This window comes from Psychrobacter sp. DM4 (genome assembly GCF_051307035.1).
Taxonomy (GTDB): domain Bacteria; phylum Pseudomonadota; class Gammaproteobacteria; order Pseudomonadales; family Moraxellaceae; genus Psychrobacter.
This window is the reverse complement of the sequence record NZ_CP195536.1, coordinates 1,484,811-1,503,092: the sequence shown is the minus strand read 5'-3', so window position 1 is coordinate 1,503,092 and position 18,282 is coordinate 1,484,811. Positions and strand designations below refer to the sequence as shown.

At 44.4% G+C, this 18,282-nt stretch carries 9 protein-coding genes; 4 read left to right on the top strand and 5 right to left on the bottom strand.

Annotated features, from left to right (window positions below; all coding sequences use genetic code 11):
* Positions 1–107 precede the first annotated feature (107 nt).
* Positions 108–2,315, top strand: a complete 2,208-nt coding sequence (gene dnaX, locus ACR64G_RS06360; RefSeq protein WP_435978484.1) for a DNA polymerase III subunit gamma/tau — start codon at positions 108–110, stop codon at positions 2,313–2,315.
* Positions 2,316–2,559: 244 nt separating this feature from the next.
* The gene (locus ACR64G_RS06355) at positions 2,560–3,459 is read left to right on the top strand and encodes a LysR family transcriptional regulator (RefSeq protein WP_435978483.1); all 900 of its coding nucleotides are present in this window, start codon (positions 2,560–2,562) and stop codon (positions 3,457–3,459) included.
* A gap of 90 nt (positions 3,460–3,549) precedes the next feature.
* Here the strand turns inward: ACR64G_RS06355 and ACR64G_RS06350 are convergent, their stop codons facing one another.
* Both ACR64G_RS06350 and ACR64G_RS06345 read right to left on the bottom strand, forming a co-directional pair.
* On the bottom strand, positions 3,550–4,731 hold the full coding sequence (locus ACR64G_RS06350; RefSeq protein WP_435978482.1) for an aspartate aminotransferase family protein: 1,182 nt from the start codon (positions 4,729–4,731) through the stop codon (positions 3,550–3,552).
* A 118-nt stretch (positions 4,732–4,849) separates the two neighbouring features.
* Positions 4,850–5,053: a DNA gyrase inhibitor YacG gene (locus tag ACR64G_RS06345; RefSeq protein ID WP_435978481.1), complete on the bottom strand. Its 204-nt coding sequence runs from the start codon at positions 5,051–5,053 to the stop codon at positions 4,850–4,852.
* Positions 5,054–5,333: 280 nt separating this feature from the next.
* Between ACR64G_RS06345 and ACR64G_RS06340 the strand changes: the two genes are divergently transcribed.
* Positions 5,334–5,843, top strand: coding sequence for an SAM-dependent methyltransferase (locus tag ACR64G_RS06340; protein ID WP_435978480.1), 510 nt, complete (start codon positions 5,334–5,336; stop codon positions 5,841–5,843).
* Between the two features lie 146 nt (positions 5,844–5,989).
* Here ACR64G_RS06340 and ACR64G_RS06335 read toward each other — a convergent pair whose 3' ends face one another.
* Both ACR64G_RS06335 and purD read right to left on the bottom strand, forming a co-directional pair.
* Positions 5,990–7,387, bottom strand: coding sequence for an ABC1 kinase family protein (locus ACR64G_RS06335; RefSeq protein ID WP_435978479.1), 1,398 nt, complete (start codon positions 7,385–7,387; stop codon positions 5,990–5,992).
* Between the two features lie 171 nt (positions 7,388–7,558).
* Positions 7,559–8,899, bottom strand: coding sequence for a phosphoribosylamine--glycine ligase (gene purD, locus ACR64G_RS06330; RefSeq protein WP_435978478.1), 1,341 nt, complete (start codon positions 8,897–8,899; stop codon positions 7,559–7,561).
* A 481-nt stretch (positions 8,900–9,380) separates the two neighbouring features.
* Between purD and ACR64G_RS06325 the strand changes: the two genes are divergently transcribed.
* On the top strand, positions 9,381–14,237 hold the full coding sequence (locus ACR64G_RS06325; protein WP_435978477.1) for an NAD-glutamate dehydrogenase: 4,857 nt from the start codon (positions 9,381–9,383) through the stop codon (positions 14,235–14,237).
* A gap of 119 nt (positions 14,238–14,356) precedes the next feature.
* On the opposite strand, the gene ACR64G_RS06320 is transcribed toward ACR64G_RS06325, so the two are convergent.
* Positions 14,357–18,244, bottom strand: a complete 3,888-nt coding sequence (locus ACR64G_RS06320; protein WP_435978476.1) for an AAA family ATPase — start codon at positions 18,242–18,244, stop codon at positions 14,357–14,359.
* Positions 18,245–18,282 lie beyond the last annotated feature (38 nt).

Genomic DNA, 18,282 nt, shown 5'->3' with positions numbered 1-18,282 from the left:
TGCGCAATACGTCTTACAAATTAAGCAAAAAGCCAGTCTAATAAGCTGGCTTTTTGCTATACTGATTCTATGAATTGCTTGATAATTTTATTGAATACTGGATAGTTATGGCACAACAATATCAAGTCTTAGCACGCAAATACCGACCCAAAAACTTTCATGAGTTAATTGGGCAGACGCATGTCTCGCAAGCATTGATTAATGCGATTGATTATAACCGTCTACATCATGCGTATCTATTTACGGGTACTCGCGGTGTGGGTAAGACGACGATTGCCCGTATTTTATCTAAGTGCTTGAACTGTGATACCGGCATCACTAGTACGCCTTGCGGGGTGTGTGATAATTGTGTGGCAATCGATCAAGGACGTTTTATTGACTTAATTGAGATTGACGCGGCCTCCCGTACCAAGGTTGAAGACACCCGCGAGCTCCTTGATAATGTGCCGTATGCGCCAAGCCAAGGTCGCTACAAAGTGTACCTTATCGATGAGGTGCACATGCTATCGACGCATAGCTTTAATGCATTACTCAAAACTTTAGAAGAGCCGCCCGAGCATGTCAAATTCTTGCTAGCGACGACTGATCCACAGAAACTACCGATTACTATTATCTCACGCTGCTTGCAGTTTGTACTGCGCCCATTGCCACAGACGCTACTTAGCGAGCATCTAGCTAATGTGTTGACACAAGAGCAAGTCAGCTATACGCAGCCTGCGCTATGGCAGTTAGCGAGTGCCGCTAAAGGCTCGGTACGTGATGCTTTGTCATTGACCGATCAGGCCATTGCTTTTGGTCAAGGCGGTCTTGATGATGCCACCGTCAATGCGATGCTAGGACTTATAGATGCTGCTGACTTGGTGCGCTTAATCACTGATATCTACAACCATAATAAGTCTGCTATCGCTGGACATATTGAGCAGATGCGCGCGCAAATGGTTGATGCGACGAGTATGTTCGATGGGCTTACTGAGCTTTTACATCAGCTGGCATTGACTCAGTTATTGCCTGACGTGGCACTCAATGTGAATGAGGCGCAAGCACAAGATATTAATACCTTAGCTCAACATATCAGCCCTGATGTCTTGCAACTATACTACGAGATTGTCGTACAAGCGCGCGAGGGTATTAAGCTGGCTAGTACGCCAATGCAAGCGCTTGAGATGTGCATTTTACGTCTGCTGGCGTTTCGTCCTTTGCCCGTTGATCAAATACTAGCGCCAGCCTTAGAGCATAACAAAGGGGTTACTCCGCCTAGTGGACACGTTTCGTCATCGCATGAATTACAATCTTATGATAGTAGTCAAGACAATAGTGATATTTCTAATGAGTCGTTACAAAGCTATGAGCGATCAGCTTTAGACCTGATTGCAAATAACGAACCAGTCGTATCTAAATACAGTTTGTTAGAGATGCAAACCGCTACCGGTTATAGTGTTGACAACCCAAATAGTGCTGATGAAAGTTATGCGTACAATTCGCTTGATAATGCAATAGAGAATGGTGTACACATACCAGAACCAGAACCAGAACCAGAACCAGAACCAGAACCAGAACCAGAACCAGAACCAGAACCAGAACCAGAACCAGAACCAGAACCAGAACCAGAGCCGATTGCTGAGCCGATTGCTGAGCCGATTGCTGAGCCGATTGCTGAGCCGATTGCTGAGCCGATTGCTGAGCCGATTGCTGAGCCGATTGCTGAGCCGATTGCTGAGCCGATTGCTGAGCCGATTGCTGAGCCGATTGCTGAGCCGATTGCTGAGCCGATTGCTGAGCCGATTGCTGAGCCGATTGCTGAGCCGATTGCTGAGCCGATTGCTGAGCCGATTGCTGAGCCGGCGCAGAATGATTCTCAGTTAGTCTTACAAGACGACGATCCGCGTACATTATTGCGCTGTGCACCGCAAGAGCTGACTGGAGAATGGACTGTAGATAAATGGGACTACTGGCTACAGACTGCGCGTGAGTCTAGTAGTCTGGCACAAGACGAGTTGGCTCTCGCACGCCAAGGGGTGATGACGGGCGAGTGTGATGGCAAAGCAGTTTTTGTCACAGGTGTTGATAGCAATCACTTGCAGACGACCTTTCAACAGCTCGCTGCTACCTTACGAGCACAATTTGTCAATGCAGACATCAGCTTGCAGATTGATAGTAGTATCATGCAGGCAGAAGACAAGACGCCAGAGCGTCGACGTGAGCAAAGAATGATACAAGCACGTAAGGTTGCTGAATCCAAGCTATTAAGTACGCCTGTTATGCAATATCTGACTGAGCAGGGACAAGGCAAAATGGGTAAGGTTCAACTGTACTAAAGTTTAACTAAACAGTGCTGTCAATAGATTCACGTATGCAAGTATTTAGTCTATGACCTTTTACACTCTACTCTTTATCACAAAGTCCAATAGTAGTTCACTATTGATTTGATTTTATAGAGAATATTTTGAGTTTAAAGAGTGCTCTTGACCTAAAGGTTATATTTATACTATGTACTATTAATTAATATCGGCTATACTAGTTAAGTTATATTAAAAACTAAAACATAGCTTAGGTGAGAACATGTTAGACAATTTACGTGGTATGGCCGTGTTCGCAAGCGTTGTCGGACACGGCTCTTTTAGTGGTTCAGCTCGTGAGCTTGGTATTACAACGAGTGCTGTCAGTCAGCAAATACGCTCATTAGAGAACGAGCTGGGCGTGGTATTGCTTCATCGCTCAACTCGTAAGCTCAGCTTAACAGAGGCGGGAGAGAGCTTTTATGAGTCAGCAAAAGATATGGTCAGTGCTGCTGAGCAGGGCCGCATAAAAGTCAATCAATTACGTGATGAGCTTGCTGGTAGTTTACGTATTGCGACGACGCCTGAATTGGGTGTCCATCATATCTTACCGGCATTATCCACTTGGATGGCGGCGCATGATGATTTGAGCATTACCTATCTGGCGGACAACCACTATATTGATATGATTGATGAGCGTATTGACATTGCTATACGTATGAGCCCAAATATCAATGACTCCACTTTGAGTAACCACCCTTTATCCGATGTCCGTCAAATGCTAGTGGCCTCACCGCAGTATCTAAGACAGCATAAAAAGATACAAACCCCAAAGGATCTAGCAGAGCATCAAATGATTGTGATTGACATTATGAAAGATTCCAATCAAGTTGAGCTGATGCATACCGAAACGGGTAAAAAGACTCGTATGAAAATGAATTCACGTATTCATACTAATAACGTCTTTATGGCGATGACTTTGGCCAAAGAAGGTCACGGATTGATCAGGATTATGGAGATGGACATCAAGCGTGAACTTGAGAGTGGCAACTTAGTTGAAGTATTAACCGGCTATCAGCTACCAAGTTTTGTGTTGTATGCGGTAACGCTCAATCATGAACAGCAACCTGCTAAAATTACTCGAAGTCTTGAAGTACTTAAAAAATACTTCAATGCCAATTAAAATAGATAACCTCAGAGTAGCAACAAAAAAACCTCTAGTTATTTAGAGGTTTTTTGTACTTAAATCTTGAGTGCCAAGAGTTTTGTATGCTTATAGCATAGGCTTTAGCATCGTTAGTAAGCGCTCAACGACCTGCTCACTCTCATCGCGGCTAATGTTCAAAGTCGGTAATAAACGAATGACGTGACCGCCTGTGACGTTGATGATAAGTTTTTGCTCATCACGGGCACGATCCACAAGTTTACTACAGTCCATCGTCTGAGGAAGCACGATACCGATCATAGTACCTGCGCCGCGCGTACTAACGCCGTACTGTGATAGAGCATCTGTCATGCTATCGCGTATAAACTGGCCCTCACTAACCGCATTATTCATGATATCGCTGTTGGCAAGTAAGTCGTAGACAGTATGCACTACGCGGCTAGCAAGCGGCGTACCGCCATAAGTTGAGCCATGACTACCAGCACCGAACAAACTTTTTGCGCGCCCGCGTACCATACACGCCCCTACAGGAAACCCATTACCCAAGCCTTTGGCGGTAGTGAGTACATCGGGACGTGCCTTACTATGCTGATAAGCAAAGTACCGGCCCGTACGACCATTACCTGTTTGGACCTCATCGAGCATAAATAACCAGTTATGAGCGTCGCACTCTGCCTGTAGCTCCTCTAAATACGTAAAGCCATTAGAAGCTGTATTGAGACCGCCTTCACCTTGTATAGGCTCAACAAAGATAGCGCAGATGTCTTCATGCTCTTGCGCTGCCTGCCTAACTGCGTCTATATCACCAAAAGGCACACGGACAAAGTCCTCATCCAAAGTATAAAACCCTTCACGCGCTTTTGGGTTGGCCGTAGCCGATACTGACAACAAAGTACGACCATGAAACGACTGTTCCATGACGATAACTTTGGGACGCTTAAATCCTTGCTGATGCGCATGCAAGCGCGCCATTTTAAGCGCCGCTTCATTAGCTTCCGCGCCACTATTGGCAAAAAACACGCTATCCATTTGCGCCGCTACGCACAGCGCTTCGCCCGCGCGCTCTTGCCAATCGATACCGAATAAATTACTGGTATGAACTAGGGTTGCTGCTTGCTCAGAGATAGCCTCTGTAATCTGAGAGTGACAGTGACCAAGACCACATACCGCAATACCTGTGAGTGCATCTAGATAGGGCGTCTCATCTTTAGTATATAGCCAACTGCCAGAGCCATGAGTGAAGCTAACGGGCTGACGAGTATAGGTGGGCATTAGATAAGTCGCTGACATATAATGAGTCCTTTAATAAATACGGTAAGTCTGGGTTTAGGTGCTACAAGTAAACTAAATGCTAATAGAGCGAGGTATCACTGGTAGTCGTTATTATCGATAGCAGTGCTGTTTTTAACTATAATTCATCGGAGAAGGGGGTAGACTCAGCAGGTAAGGTATATTCTTCACTAGCCCAAGCGCCCAAGTCAATAAGCTTGCAACGCTCGCTACAAAATGGCTTAGAGGCGTTACCTTGCCAAGGGGTTTGCGTACCACAGCGCGGGCAGGGGTAGGTTTTTGGGACAGTGCTCAAGATAGTGTTCAAGTTTGATTCAGTCATAATAAAGGTCGTAGTATTAACTATGAATAAGAGCCGTTATAATAGCATGCGCGGATTAAAAGACAAATACAGACTAAATCTATAGCATCAGACACTATGGAAATAGCCTAAGCAATACTAATCAGGTTAAATAAATATGACTATAAAAGAAGAAGAATTATCCCATCTGAAGAATAGACCCTTCCAGCCCGATAAGCTATCAGCACCACGTAATTTTGAAACATCATCAATTACTAAAAAATATGATCGACTTGTCCTAGAGGTTGGTGCGGGGAAGGGAATGCATGCACTCAGTTTTGCCAAAGGCCATCTAGATACACACATAATTGCTATAGAACGCACCCGCAATAAGTTCGAGGCTTTTTCGAAACTAGCTGCTGTAGACCATTTAGAGAATTTATCTTTAGTACACGCTGATGCGATCGCATGGATTGTACATGGAGTAGCGCCTGATACTGTCGATGAAATCTATATTTTATACCCTAATCCTGAGCAACATAACTCAAATCAGCAGTGGCTAAACATGCCATTCTTTGAGTTTTTGTTATCTCGATTAAGAGTAGGTGGCAAGATTATTTTAGCAACGAATATAGAACCCTATATAGATGATGCTGAGCAGCAGGCTGTTGTAGTTTGGCGATTATCTACAGAGCGTCGTCTAGTCGCAACAGACAGCCAGCGTACGCATTTTGAAATTAAATATCTAGCACGTGGAGAGACATGTTGGCAACTGACTATGATCAAGCCTGAGAGCTACCGTACAAGGTTCGATGATTGGAGCAAGATATGATAGATAGAAGATTGGATGTAATCGAAGCTTATTAAGTATAATACATCTGACAATAACTAAATAAAATAGCCTAAGCAGTTAAATTGTTACACTAAAAATCGCTCCTAAAGAGCGATTCAAAAATTATATCAAATAGACAGGTTTAACTATTTAAGGTAGGGCTTAACCAAGGTATCAGGATTAGTATGCGCGTCAATAACTGTCAAAAAAGTATAGGCACCAATAAACTTGCGGCTGATAAACATAAATTCTTTTGGTGGCAAATTGAACTCAACTGATTGCATAGCGCGGCTGGCACCGGTTGAAATTCGTGAGTGCAATTTGCTATTTGCCCAGATGTATCGATTCAGAGTATCAAGGCAATCGGCTGGTATATCAGAATTGAGTTTAGGGTTGCTAAAGGGTTCAGTTGCGAGCAAAAACAGCGAGGCGACATCGGATCTTACTTTGTTACTCATCGTATCGAAGAAGTCGTACCCTGTCATAGCGGTTTTCATCGCTTGATGGTCATGATGATAGCCTGCACGTAGTAGACCATGTGCGATAACCAAAAGCTCATTGTCAAATTGACGGATAGCACCAAAGTCTAATAGCACCAATTTGTCAGGCACATGTGCGTCATCACTAATACGAACCAGGTAATTACCAAAGTTTGGATCCGTCTGCATCTCACCCCATACAAAGATCTCTTGCATCATGATCTCAATCGCGGCTTGGCCAATAGCATTACGACGTTCATGAGGAAGTGCTTGCAATACATCTGAGGTGACCGAAACTCCGGACTCAAACGACATACATAATAGACGTTGGCTTGAGTAGTCACGGATAATCTTCGGCACAGAGTAACGGGGGTCATCTTTTAGGCGACCGTAAAAGCGCTCAGTAGTGGCAGCTTCGACGTTGTAATCCACTTCACGGTGAAGCAGGTCACGGATCTCCTCAAACCAAGTATCTAAAGCTCGAGTCTGTGGTACTGCGTTACTCACTTTTAGCAGGCGTTTAAACAATGCTAAATCAGAATCGATAGCATCGGCAACGCCTGGATATTGTATTTTTAAAACAACTTGCTCGCCTGTCGCAATAATCGTGGCACGGTGTACTTGTGCCAGCGACGCCGTACCGATAGGGATAGTATCAACATCAAGATCACCTAATTTATCACCTAACGTACGGCGTAGCGTCTGCTCAATCTTTGGCCAAGCCAAAGTTGCGGTATCATCATTCAGGGTTTGCAAAGCGCGAGTTATCTCAGGTGGGAGGACATGCTCGCCATACAGCGCTAGCATTTGACCGATTTTGACTACAGAGCCTTTTAACTTCCCCAGCTCTTCTGCGACGTAATTGGCCTGCGCTTCCATAAATGCCTGATTACGCTTGTCTCGAGTTTGCTTATCCAAAAACATTCCGGACATACTGTTGCCAGCCCAGCGGCGACCAATGTTTAAGGAGGTCTTGGCGATAGACATCCGGCGTTCAAATCCAGAGGTCTTTAGATTATCAATTGATTTTTTATTATCAGACGGTCTAGACGTATCATTTGCCATAAGTATAAGTATTCATTGGGTTTGTAATAATGTGAGGGTATTGGGGTGACAATACAAGGTAGTCATGCGCTGAGCATACAAAATTGTATCATACAACGCACATGCAAAAATATGGCCTAGTATTGACTAGGCCGAACAATAAAATAGTAAGTATTTCGATAGGTCTACATTTTAATGACTGTCGCGCGCAATCGCGTGATGTCCAATATCACGGCGATACTGTGCTCCATCAAAACTAATAGCACCTGTAACGGCTAGCGCAGCCTGCCGAGCCTCTAATATATTATCAGCAATGGCAGTTACGCATAAGACGCGACCACCACTAGTGACGACTTCTTTTTGAGCGCTATCAATATTAGCGTTATCTAAATCATTTGAGAATACGGTACCTGCATGAAAGACTTTGACCGCATCATGACTACTGGTACCGTTACTCTCAGGTAACCCTGCTATCACATCTCCTTTTGAGGACGATTCTGGATATCCTTTTGACGCAATGACAATGCCTAGAGCAGGGCGCGGATCCCATTTTGCTTGCGCTGGTAGATGACCTGCTAGTCCTTGTTCGACTAAATCGACCATAGACGATTGTAAACGCATCAAGATTGGCTGAGTCTCTGGATCACCGAAACGACAATTAAATTCGATAACCGATGGCTCGCCTGCATCATCAATCATCAAGCCTGCGTATAAAAACCCAGTGTAAGGGTGACCCGCTGCTATCATCGCATCAACGACAGGTTGTATGACTTGTGTTATTACCTTGTCATGAACGGCTGATGTGACAACTGGCGCAGGAGAGTAGGCGCCCATGCCACCAGTATTGGGACCCGTATCCCCTTCAAAAGCGCGCTTGTGATCTTGGCTTGTCACCATAGGTAAGATATTTTCGCCGTCGATCATGCAGATAAAGCTGGCTTCTTCACCAGTCAAAAACTGCTCAATGACGACCCGACTACCTGCGTCTCCAAACTTATTGCTAGCCAGCATATCGTCAATGGCATCATAAGCGTGTTCTATCGTTTCGGCAACGATGACCCCTTTACCTGCTGCAAGACCATCAGCCTTAATCACAATAGGCGCGCCTTGCTCATCGATATAGGCTTTGGCGCTAGCTGCGTCCGTAAAGCCCTTGTACGCAGCAGTTGGAATGTTGTTTTGTGCCATAAACTCTTTGGCAAACGTCTTGGAGCCCTCTAACTGCGCGCAATAAGCTGTCGGGCCCCATGCTTTTATACCGACCTCTCGGCAAGCATCAACAATACCTGAAACCAAAGGCGCCTCAGGTCCGACAATGACGATATCAATATCGTTATCTTGACAAAAGGTAATAACGGCGCTGTGCTCATTATCGATGTCAGAGTCCAAGATGATATTTTTACATTTAGGCTCAAGGGCAGTACCTGCATTGCCAGGCGCAACATAGACGTTTTGTACGGTGTCATTTTTGGCACATTGCCATGCCAAAGCATGCTCACGTCCGCCGCCACCAACTACCAAAATGTTTTTCATAAGTGTTGCCCTTGTTTTTTTAAGCCTGTGACAGGTGAGATTCTTATTGCTCGATTGAAACCAGTTCATAGCGTACTACTGATTACCGTGTCACATTCTAACAAAAAATCACAACCGATTGCCATGAGTATCCATCTACCAGCGTCTAAAGATAAATTATAAAGATACAAAAGATGAAATCAAATAGGTGTCCAATAGGTTCAAATCATCAGATGTAATAGCGTAAACTAGTACAAGTGTTCTCTAGTTTTTGGTAAGAGAGTAATCATCAGCACAAATCTTGTTTTTCTCAGTACAAACCGTGTTTTTCTTTGAGTCGTAAAGGTTATCAGCACAACACTGATTCATGAAATGATGTTGTATACCTCAGCTAAGATTACATATGCGTTAAGCTCTATAGGACAAAGATAAAGTTTTAATAAACGAGAGACAAAATAAAAAAGCACACCACCTTAAACATTTATAAAAAAGGATAACCATTATGCTCAACTCTTTAAGTATCAAAAAAGAGCGTATTCGTAAAATAAGCGATATTGCTACCAGTTATGTGCAAGAAGATAAATCGCTGCTTGATCATTTTATTCATACTTATTATCAATCGCTACATCGTGAGACCGCAGATGAGATTAGTGATGCAGATCTCGCCGGTATGGCCTTGCACCATTTTACTCGGCTCAAATCTTATGATGGTAGTAAGCCGCAATTAGTGGTCCTAAACCCGTTAGCAGAAGAGCAGCACTTTCATAATTCTCATACTGTGATTCAGATAGTCGCTTACGATCGTCCGTTTTTGGTCGATACTATGCTCATGACTTTTGAGGCACAAAGCATCGATGTACATCGCACTTTTAATACGATTATGAGTGTTGAGCGTGATAATAATGGCAACATCACTAGTATCGAGAACGCTGATGAGAGTGCCACCTCTCATTTGTCCCTTATTCATTGTGAGATTGCTTACCAAGATAACGATGAGCTTGCAGCGCTGCACCAATTATTATTGGATAAAGTGGATACGCTTGATACCGTTGTAGGGGATTGGAAGCAGATGCGTGCCTGCTTGCGAGATATCAAAGAGGACTTGGCAAAAAAACCACATCCTGAAGTGTTTTATTCACAAACTGAAGTACAAGCATTTTTGGATTGGATACTAGACGATCATTTTATATTTTTAGGATTCCGTGAATATCGCTTAGAGGGCAATCAGGCGATCGATGTCACAAGCGATGCTAAAGACAAAAGTATCAGTAGCAAAGATATAGATTTATTCGCTATTGGTAATAGTGGTCTAGGTTTATTGCGAGGTTCAAGTGAAGATACGCCTTCTGAAAGTTTTAATAGTCTACCTGCTAATCTTAAAGCCTTGTTGACTGAGCCACGCGTATTAATGCTCTCAAAATCGAGTCGCGTCTCTCCCATTCATCGCCCAGTGTACATGGATTTTCTGGGTATTCATAAGTTCGATGACTCGGGTAAGCTGATTGGCGAGTACCGCTTCATTGGTCTGCTGACCTCACAAGCTTATCAGCTCAGTGTTCAACAAATTCCGCTACTACGTGAAAAAGCCAGCAAAATCATGGCGATGGCAAACCTGCCGCGAGGGGGTCATGCTTATCATAAAATGATGCATGTCATTAATACCTTGCCGCGCGATGATCTATTTCAAGCCAGCGTAGAAGAGCTGTATCCTATGGTATCGGGAATTGCTGAGTTACAAGACAAAAAAAGCTTGCGCCTGTTTAGCCGTATTGACTCCTACCAGCGTTTTGTGTCCTGCCTAGTCTATATTCCGCGTGATAAGTTCAACACTGAACTACGAATCAAGGTGCAAGAGGTGTTAAAAGACGCTTATGGCGGTACGTCTTCTGGATTTACTACTGAATTCAATGAGTCAGAACATGCCCGCGTTCACGTTCATGTCCGCATTGTGCCAGGGCAAGTTAATAACGTCGACAAACATGACCTTGAAGCCAGACTCACAGCGCTTATGGAATCATGGCAGGATGACTACCAAAGAACGCTCCTTGATAATGTCGGTGAACAACAAGCCAATACCTTAACGAAACGGTTTTTGGAGTATATACCAGCGGCTTACCAAGAGCGTTTTGATACACGAACGGCGGTCGAAGATACCAAGCGTCTAGCAATTTTGGGCAATGAGCAACCGATGATCTGGCATCTGTACCAATCAACAGGAGATGCTAGTAACCAGTTACATCTCAAGCTCTATGGCCAAGGTCAACCGGTAATCTTATCCAAAGTGCTACCAATATTAGAGAACTTTGGGGTATCCGTTATCTCAGCACAGACTTATGAGTTTGATTTGCCGCAGCAATCGATCTGGATGCAGGAGTATGAGCTGACCTTGGAGCATGTTGATACCGTCGATATCCATGTCGTGCGTAAGCAATTTGAGGAAAGTCTCAAACAAATTTGGGCAGGGCGTGTTGAGAGTGATTCATTCAATGAGCTGGTATTGACCACTGAACTGGATACTTATGATGTGGTGGTGTTACGAGCCTTGTCAAGCTATATGCGCCAAGCCCGTGCACCGTTTTCTAGTAGTTATATCCAACAAACCATCGTCAAAAACAGTGACATCAGTGTCGATTTGATTCATCTGTTTGATGCCAGAATGAATCCTGAGCACAGCGAAAACACACGCAAGAATAAAACCATTCAGATTCAGGAGCAATTGACTAGCGCTTTAGTCAACGTCGACAGCCTAGATGAAGATCGTATCCTGCGTTGGTATCTAGATCTTATCAACGCTATGGTACGTACTAACTTTTATCAAACTGATAAGGATGGTCTACGAAAAGATCGGTTATCATTTAAATTCTTAGCGGCCGATATTCCCAATCTGCCCAAGCCAAAACCTATGTTTGAGATCTTTGTGTATTCGCCAAGAGTGGAAGCGGTGCATCTACGCGGCGGTAAAGTTGCGCGCGGTGGTTTGCGTTGGTCAGATCGTATGGAGGATTTTCGTACTGAAGTCCTAGGGCTGGTCAAAGCACAAATGGTCAAAAACGCCGTTATTGTTCCTGTTGGCTCAAAAGGCGGGTTCATTGTCAAAACCAAAACAATGGCAGATGGACGTGACGCCTTTCAAGCTGAGGGTATTGCCTGTTATCAGACTTTCCTTCGCGGGATGCTAGATGTCACAGATAATATCGTCGACGGGCACATTGTCGCGCCAGCAAACACCGTGCGTCATGATGAAGATGACCCGTATTTGGTAGTGGCCGCCGATAAAGGCACGGCAAGCTTCTCAGATATTGCCAATGCTTTAGCGCGCGAGTATAACTTTTGGCTCGATGATGCCTTTGCCTCAGGTGGCTCAGTTGGTTATGATCACAAAGCCATGGGTATCACCGCACGCGGCGGTTGGGAGTCGGTCAAGCGTCACTTTCGCATGCTAGGTCGAGATATTCAAAACCGTGATGACTTTACCGTCGTCGGCATCGGCGATATGAGCGGCGATGTCTTTGGCAACGGTATGCTGCTCTCAAAACATATCAAGCTGATTGCTGCCTTTAACCATCTACATATCTTTATTGATCCAAGTCCTGATACCTCTGAGTCTTATAATGAACGTGCGCGTTTGTTTGATATACCGCGCTCCACGTGGGATGACTATGACAAGTCGCTCATTAGTCAAGGTGGCGGCGTGTTCGCGCGTACTGACAAAAGCATTGCAATTAGTAGCGAGATGAAAGCATTATTTGATCTTAGTGAGGATGATTTAGCGCCTAATGAGCTGATCACGGCTCTTATGAAATCCTCTGTTGATCTCATATGGAATGGCGGTATCGGTACTTATGTCAAAAGTACAAGCGAGACTCATGCCGATGTTGGCGATCGCGCTAATGACGCGGTACGTATCAACGGCAACGAGCTGCGTGCTGCTGTCATTGGTGAGGGCGGTAACTTAGGTCTGACGCAGCAAGGTCGTATTGAATATGCGCAAACGGGCGGGCGTATTTATACCGATGCTATTGATAATTCTGGTGGGGTCAACTGCTCAGATCACGAAGTTAATATTAAAATACTGCTCGGTAAAGTGGTTGAACAAGGCGATATGACCTTAAAGCAACGCAATGAGTTACTGGAGAGTATGACGGATACCGTCGCGACACTGGTCTTGCGCCAAAACTATCTACAACCGCAAGCGATTGAGCTTAGCTATATTCGTGCCAGCGCCAATCTTAGTGATCATCAGCGCTTTATTCAAATGTTAGAAGGTGAAGGCCGACTTGATCGCGCTATTGAGTACTTACCCTCGGATGATGAAATTACAAAACGTCAAAAGGTAGAGACAGGACTGACCAATCCTGAACTGTCAGTCGTCATGGCTTATGGGAAAATGTGGGTTTATGATAGTTTGCTACTATCAGATTTGCCTGATGATCCGTACTTTATTAATGAGCTGCGCAAATATTTCCCGGATGAGCTGGCCTCTCGCTTCTTTGATGAGATGACAGAGCATAGGCTGAATCGCGAAATTATCAGTACTTATCTGACCAATAGCGTGGTCAACCGTTTGGGTATCGAGGCGATCTTCCGTCTGTATGAGGAAACCGATCAATCACTCGCTACAATCATCCGTGCCTATGCAATCACCCGTGATGTCTTTAATGTATCAGCCATTTGGCAGATGCTTGAGTCATTGGACAATCAAGTGGATGCAACTTTGTTACTTAAGTTGGAGCTGCGCCTGCGAGATGTGCTTGAGCGCGGAGTGGTCTGGTTTATCAATGCCTTTGGACAAGACTTAAAAGTCGCTGATATGATTAGCCGATTTGAGACTAGCGCCAGACAATTGACTAAAGCCGGCGGCTTTATCGAGCAGCAGTTTACACAGTACTTGCAAGAAGACAAAAGTAGTCTAGTGCAAGATGGATTATCTGATAGCGATGCGGCGATATTTGCCATGCTGCCGTATCATGTCGATGCCCTCGACGCCGCTTTGCTCGCTGAACAATACGAGCGTCCTGTCGATGAGATCGCAGCGCTCTACTTTGAGGCCTATCAAGTCTTGCAGCTCGATTGGATGATAGACCATGTTGCGACTCTACCGCAGCAAGATTACTGGGATCGCCGTGCCCGTTATGCGCTCGTTAATGAGCTGTCACGTAGTCTGCGCCTGCTTATGGATGTCCTATTATCGCAGCCAGATGCCAAACAGGCCTTTAGTGAATGGCGCGCACGTCACGACAGTCAGTTACAGAACGTGACCGCTGAGATGCACAAGCTCGATGAGAACGATGAGAGTGTTGTTAGTCTATCGACATTGTCCGTTCTTATGAGTGAGCTAAGCGGACTGGTTACTAAATAATATTAATGAAACTCATGACAAAAAAACCCCACTATTAGTAGTGGGGTTTTTAGTTGACTTTTACAAACTTCATTATGGACGCCCTGTAACTATAAGTGCATTAGGATTCATCATATTGATTAACTAGAAATTCGGTAACAGCCTTGACCTGTGATTTGACTAAAGCCGCCCGAGAGTTTTTGCACTTGGATTTGGGTCAAGATACGTTCTTTTAAGGCTTGTACGTGAGAAATGACACCAATTAATTTGCCCTCTTGTTGCAAACTGGTCAGCGTATCTAGGGCAATATCCAGCGACTCATCATCGAGCGTACCAAAACCTTCATCCAAAAATAATGAATCCACGCGGATATTTTGACTGGCCATCTGCGACAGCCCAAGCGCTAGAGCCAGACTAATGATAAACCCTTCACCGCCCGATAGATTTTTGGTACTGCGAATCTCGCCGCCTTGATAGTTATCGATGACATTAAGCTCAAGTGGACTGTTATCGTCACGAATAAGCAAGTAGCGGTCGCTCATTTTATGCAATTGAGTGTTGGCATGATTAACCATAATATCAAAGGTGAGACCTTGCGCAAAGGTGCGGTACTTTTTGCCATCCGATGAGCCGATGAGTTTATACAATTGCTGCCACACTTGTAGATTTTCTTTTTGTACGTTAATAACCTCAAGCTGCGCCTGTTGGTTTTGCTTCTTACTCTCATTGTCTTTGAGCTGTTGACTGATCGCACCTATAGTTTCTATTAGGTGCTTGTTTTCATCCGTCGCTTGTTGCTGCTGCTGAGTGAGCGTCTCTATATTGTCGGTGGTTAAAGGGTTAATTTGTTTATCGCCTAAGGTTTGTTCGGTTTGCGCTAACAGAGTCTGTGCTTGCTTGAAATTATATTCGATATGTTGCTGACGTTGACTGAGCTGATTGCGCTCAGCAATGGATAGGCGAGCTGCACTAAAATGAGCTTCATCCTTAAAACTCGATGCTGCTAACGCGCGCTCAAAAATGTGCGCTTGTGTATCAAGCGTTGTCATTGTCGATACGAGCTGGGTATCGAGCTGCTGTAGCTGTAACTGTAACTGGATGAGCACTTGCTCGGCGCTATCTACTTGTCTTTGCGCCGCTATTTGTTGTATGCGCCTCTCCTCTACGATAGTTCGAAGTCGTTGCTCCTCATCATTACAATCTTTGTCCGCAAATATCTCTTGCCTGTCCCGTTTTAGTTCAGCTACTGCGTCGGTTTTATCCTCAACCAGTACCGTTAGACTGCTAAGCGCGTCCTTGTCCGCGTTTAGTTGTACTTGCTGGGTCTCAATCTGCGCTTTTAGACGACTTAGCGTCGTTGCTATGGTTTGCCGCGTATCTTTAAAGGTGTTGAAGTCCGCTTTAAGCGTCTTTAAAGAATTGCGCTGGCGTCGTAGCGCTTCTATATGCTGATCACAAGTACTGTCGTCTAACACTGTTTGCTTGTAAATACTCTCAAACAGCGGTTGCAATTTTCGTGCGCTTAGGTTTATTGAATGAGGGGTGATAACGGCATACTTGCCAGCAGGGTAGGTATTCACCAAAGACAACAAGGTTTCACTAATCGTCTGTAATTCTTCAAAATTACTACTAATTTTGTGATTTATACTCTCAATCTGTGAGGAAACTATTTTGATAGTCGTATCACTCTCGCTAATATCACTCGCTAAGTTTTTCTGGCGTAGCTCAAAGGCTTCCATCGATTTATTAAGGCCTGCGAGGATATCTGTTATCTCTTCGTGCTGAGTTAATGTTGCTCGTATTTTATTTTTATGCTTGATCAATTGCGCTTTTATAGGGCTTAGTTGGTTGAGCATGATTGGTGCCGACTCTATACCTTTATCAGTCAGCAAATGACTTAGTGGTTGGATGATGGTAGTCATAGCATCAGAATGAGCCGCCTCAAAAACATAATCGATAAGACCTTTAATATCTTTTAATAAAATATCTGACTGCTCTTGCAACGGCGTAAGTTGCTGCGTGTACTGCTCAAGACTAGTGGCATTGGTCGCCTGCTGGATACGCAACTGAGATAAAACTTGCTCGTCATTATCAATGACCGCGTCCAAATCTCTCATTTGCTCTTGTAGTGGCTTGCTGTGTGATGCCTCATTTTGATCTAAGTGAGGATGATGCTCACCATAAGGATGCTCAAGCGCGCCGCATAGCGGGCAAGGATGATTGTCTTTTAAATCAGCAATATAGTCCTCTAATGCCGCGACTTTTTGACGCAAGTACAGCTGATTTTGTTTGTCTTGACGCTTGTCTTTCGCCTCTTTGAGCGCTGACTCGCTATCGGCTATTGCTTTTGCAAGTGCTATCAATTCATCATTGATGGTAGGTAGCGTCTTGGCAATTGTGTCACTCTGAGTCTTAGTGTCTACAAGTTTTTGTATTTTGAATGCAATATGATCTAGTTGAGCGCTTATATGAGCGCTATGTTCTTGTTCGCCGCGCAGACTTGCCAGCGACTGCGACTCAATTAGTGCCTCGCGCTGCTGCTTAAGCATTGTTATCTGCTCATGTGCTTTTGCATTTACAGCTTTGTCCGTTGCGTGCTGATGCTTGAGCGTCGCAACATTATCTCGCGCTTGCTTGAGCTGGTTCTGATAGTCTAATCTCTCTAGATTTAAGGATTCATTGTCTTGAAGAAGCGTTTTTAATCGACCACACGTACTATCAAAATTGGCGATACTGGTATCTAAGTCGTTTAGTTCAGATGCATGCGCTAGACTTTCATCCATTTCTACTAGCTTAATGGTAGATTGCTCAGCAGTATTATTATGCTGCTCGATCTCTTGGCGCAACTTTTTAGTATGAGCATCTAGTGTCTGTTTTCTTTGCGTATGATCGGCTAGTGTCTGCGTGTGCTGCGTGATATCGCCATCGAGCTTACGAGCTTGCGCTATTTTTGGCAAAGTATTTTCAAGCTCATTGGAAGCGGTTTTTTCTTGTTCATCAGCCAGATCTAAACGAGTAGCTGCCTGATTGAGGGTCGCTTGTTGAGTTGGTAATTGATCCGCTAGCGCTTGCTGCTCACTCTTGAGCCTATTGGCGGTATCGCGGCTTGTGACAAGCTGGCTGTATTGACTGTCAATCTCTAACGCTTTATTCGCAGCGCCCAAGCGCTTGGCATCAAAGGAGAACTCTTGCTGCACTTGCCGTGCTTGCTCAACCTCACTCTGATAAGTCGTCCGTTTATCTGTTAATTCTATAATGCTCTCAAGCCATTTTATTTGCGCACTTAGATGATCAACAAGCTGTTGCTGCTTATTTTGAGTGTTTTGTTGCGACTCTAAACGAGTTTTTAACTCATTTTCTTCATCGCTATTTAGTAGCGTCAGACCTTGAAGACCATACTGTAATTTACTTAGAATATCTTCCTCAAAGCGCTTTTTTTCATGAACGTGCTCTGAGATAGTGGCGTAGATGTCAGTGCCAGTGATTTTCTCCAAAATATCTGCGCGCTCGTCAGCTTTGGCCTTTAAAAACGCTGAAAAACTACCTTGTGCTAATAAAATGGAGCGCGTGAACTGTTGAAAATCCATACGGGTCAGCTCAACAATCTTTGCTTGAGCACGTGTGAGTTTACTCTCTAAAACATCATCACCCTTCGCTGGGTCGTCATGATTTAATTGAGCGATTTCATGAGTGGCGTCCTGCAAATTGCCATCGGCTTTGTTATAGGCGCGGCGTTGACCCCAACGGCAGCGATATTGAATGCCGTTTAAGTCAATCACCACCTCAGCAAAGCATTCTGCCGTTTGCCGTGTCATAACCTCGTTACTACTCTTGCTAATACTGCCAATTCTGGGTGTCTCACCATATAACGCCAAACATACCGCGTCCAAAATCGTGGTCTTGCCAGCGCCTGTATGCCCCGTAATGGCAAAAATACCCTCGTTAATAAAAGCAGAATCAGCAAAATCGATATGCCATTCGCCTTTTAAAGAATTTAAGTTTTTGAGTCGCAGTTCGATTAGGCGCATGATGGGGTCTTAGACGTTTGGATGATTTTTATAGTTCT